This is a genomic window from Saccharomonospora halophila 8, assembly GCF_000383775.1.
Lineage (GTDB): Bacteria > Actinomycetota > Actinomycetes > Mycobacteriales > Pseudonocardiaceae > Saccharomonospora > Saccharomonospora halophila.
In genome coordinates this window covers 1-2,910 of the sequence record NZ_KB912510.1, presented here as the reverse complement: position 1 = coordinate 2,910, position 2,910 = coordinate 1, and the positions used below count along the sequence as shown (strand labels likewise).

Genomic DNA, 2,910 nt, shown 5'->3' with positions numbered 1-2,910 from the left:
CGGGTCGGCGCGGGCCGAGGGCGGCGTCCGCACGCTGGTGCGCCGGGTCTCCGGCGTACTCTCCGCCGCCGAGGCCGTCGTCGGCGGGCTGATGCTGGTCACGATCTTCACGTTGATGCTGGTGCAGGCCGTGCAGCGCTACCTGCCCACCGGCGGCTGGGTGTGGACCGGGGAACTCGCCCGGTTCGGCCTGGTGTGGCTGACCTTCGCGATGGCCGGCTACCTGATGGCCCGGGACGAGCACGTCACGCTCAAGCTGATCGACTACGCGGTCCCCGGGCGCGCGCACCGGCTCGTGCTGATCTTCGCCAACGTGATGGTCGCCGTCGTCTGCGTGAACCTCGCCTACGAGGCGTTCGTCCTCGCCGTCGAGCCCACCGGCCGGAGCTCGCCCGCGATGGGCATCCCGATGAACTACTTCTACGTCATTCCGCTCGCCGGGCTCGTGCTGACCACCGTGCGCTCGGCGATGGCCGTCGTCGCGCCGCCGCGACCGTCCGGAGAGGAGCAGCCCGCATGAGCATGACGCTGCTCGCGGTGGCGATCATCGCGCTGTTGGTGCTGCGGGTGCCCGTGGCGTTCGCGCTGCTCGGCCCGTGCCTGACGTACGTGACCCTGAACGGCCAGTCGGTCGGCCTGAGCATGCGGGAGGTCACCGGGGCGATCGACAGCTTCCCGCTGCTGGCCGTGCCGCTGTTCATCCTCGTCGGCGTGGTGGCCAACCACGCGGGCATCGCCGACCGGCTGTTCGACTTCGCGCAGGCGCTCATCGGACGGGTCAAGGGCAGCCTCGGCTACGTCAACATCGGAGTGAGTCTCGGCTTCTCCTGGATGAGCGGCTCGGCCCTGGCCGACGCCGCCGGGCTCGGCAAGGTCGAGGTGCCCGCGATGGTGCGGAAGGGCTACCCCAGGCGGTTCGCCGTGGGCATCACGGCCGCCTCCAGCCTCATCGGCCCGGTCATGCCGCCGAGTATCCCCGCGGTCGTCTACGCCTCGATCGCGGCGGTGTCCACGGGGGCGTTGTTCGCCGCCTCGGTGGTTCCCGCGTTCCTGCTGGCGTCCGGGCTGGCGCTGGCCGTCTTCCTGTGGGCACGCGGACGGTCGGACCTGCGGGCGGAGCCGTTCGAGTGGGCCCGCCTGCGCGCCGCCACGCTGCGGGTGATCGCGCCGTTGTTCGCGCCGGTGATCATCCTCGGCGGCATTCTCGGCGGGTTCTTCACCCCCACCGAGGCCGCCGCGGTGGGTGCGGCCTACGTCCTGGCGCTCGGCTTCGCGACCGGCCGGGTGCGGCCGCGCGACCTCGGGGCGATCCTGCGCGACACGGCGGCGACCACCGCCTCGATCACCCTGATCCTGGGCGCCTCCGGGCTGCTGGCCTGGATCCTGGCCCGCGAGCAGGTCCCCGGTGCGGTCGCCGAGTTCATGCTGGGCCTCACCGACAACCAGGTCGTGTTCCTGCTGCTGGTCAACGTCCTGCTCATTCTCCTCGGCGCGGTGTTGGAGGGCACCTCGGTACTGGTGATCACGGTGCCGATCCTGCTGCCCATCGCCGTCCAGTTCGGCGTCGATCCGCTGCACTTCGGCGTGCTCACGATCGTCAACCTGATGATCGGCCTGCTGACCCCGCCGATCGGTGCCGTGCTCTACGTCCTCAGCCCGGTGACGAAACTGCCGGTGCACGAGGTCTTCCGGGGCACGGCACCCTTCCTCGTCCCGCTGGTCGCGGTGCTGCTGCTGATCACGTTCGTGCCGTCCGTGGTCACGTTCCTGCCCACCGTCCTCGGGCTCTGACCCCTGTCCCCGACCCGTCAGGAAAACTGGAGGCAACGATGCCGACCCGAAAGATCCCCCGCGCCCTCGCCGCGCTGCCCGCCGTCGCACTGCTGGCCACCGGCTGCACCGCGATGAACGACTCCGGCGGCGGCGACGGTGGGGACGGCGACCTCACCCTGTCCTTCGCCAACAGCTACACCACCGAACACCCGCACACCCGGTGCGGCATCCAGTCGGTCGCCGACACGGTGAACGGGAACGACAACGGCGTCACCGTCGAGACGTTCCCGAACAGCCAGCTCGGCGACGACACCGAGCGGTTCACCTCCGTGATGGAGGGCGATATCGACATGGACGTGCAGGGCTCGTCCGCGTTGGCCTCGACCTACGAACCGATCGGCGTGCTGGACATGGCCTACGCCTTCAACGGCCCCGACCATCTTTTCGAGTTCTTCGACAGCGAGGCCGCCCAGCAGCTCAAGGACGACTTCGCCGCCGAGACCGGCACCCGGATCCTGGACGTCTGGTTCTTCGGGATGCGGCACTTCACGGCCAACCAGGCGATCCGCGAGCCCGCCGACCTTCAGGGCCTGCGGATGCGCTACCCGGACTCGCCGATCTACCTGGAGAACGCGAAGGCGGTCGGTGCCGACGCCACCACGGTCGCGTTCGAGGAGGTCTACCTCTCGTTGCAGCAGGGCGTCATCGACGGGCAGGAGAACCCGGTCCCGACGATCGCCGCGAAGAGCTTCGACGAGGTGCAGAGCCACATCAGCATGTCCGGCCACCAGACCGGCTCCCAGCTGGTCGTGGTCAACGAGGACCGGTGGCAGCAGCTCTCCGCTGAGCAGCGGGAGCAGCTGCGCACGGCGGTGCACGAGACCCGCGCGCAGAACCGGCGGTGCATCGAGGACGAGAAGCGCGAGATCCTCGACGGGTGGCGGAACGACGGGGGGATGACCGTCGTCGACGACGTCGACCGGGACGCCTTCGCCGCGCGGGCGGAGGAGTACTTCACGAACAACCTCTCGGGCGAGCAGCTGCGCCTCTACCAGCAGGTGCGCGAGTCCGCGAAGTGACGCGGGCGGAGCGACGGCCGGGCCCGTGCGCACCACGGGCCCGGCCCGCCCGCCGGAG

Annotated in this window: 3 protein-coding genes; all 3 read left to right on the top strand. The window is 70.3% G+C overall.

Going from position 1 to position 2,910, the window contains the following annotated elements; translation table 11 throughout:
- Nucleotides 1–520 (top strand): TRAP transporter small permease (locus tag SACHA_RS0107085; RefSeq protein WP_019808319.1); only part of this gene is annotated, 520 nt, incomplete at its 5' end.
- On the top strand, nucleotides 517–1,791 hold the full coding sequence (locus SACHA_RS0107080; protein WP_019808318.1) for a TRAP transporter large permease: 1,275 nt from the start codon (nucleotides 517–519) through the stop codon (nucleotides 1,789–1,791). The genes SACHA_RS0107085 and SACHA_RS0107080, both read left to right, overlap by 4 nt.
- Nucleotides 1,792–1,829: 38 nt before the next feature.
- Nucleotides 1,830–2,852: a DctP family TRAP transporter solute-binding subunit gene (locus SACHA_RS0107075; RefSeq protein ID WP_019808317.1), complete on the top strand. Its 1,023-nt coding sequence runs from the start codon at nucleotides 1,830–1,832 to the stop codon at nucleotides 2,850–2,852.
- Nucleotides 2,853–2,910 lie beyond the last annotated feature (58 nt).

Excerpts from the sequence above, each read along its gene's own strand:
- SACHA_RS0107080 (WP_019808318.1), top strand. The coding sequence starts at position 517 with ATGAGCATGACGCTGCTCGCGGTGGCGATCATCGCGCTGTTGGTGCTG.
- SACHA_RS0107075 (WP_019808317.1), top strand. The coding sequence starts at position 1,830 with ATGCCGACCCGAAAGATCCCCCGCGCCCTCGCCGCGCTGCCCGCCGTC.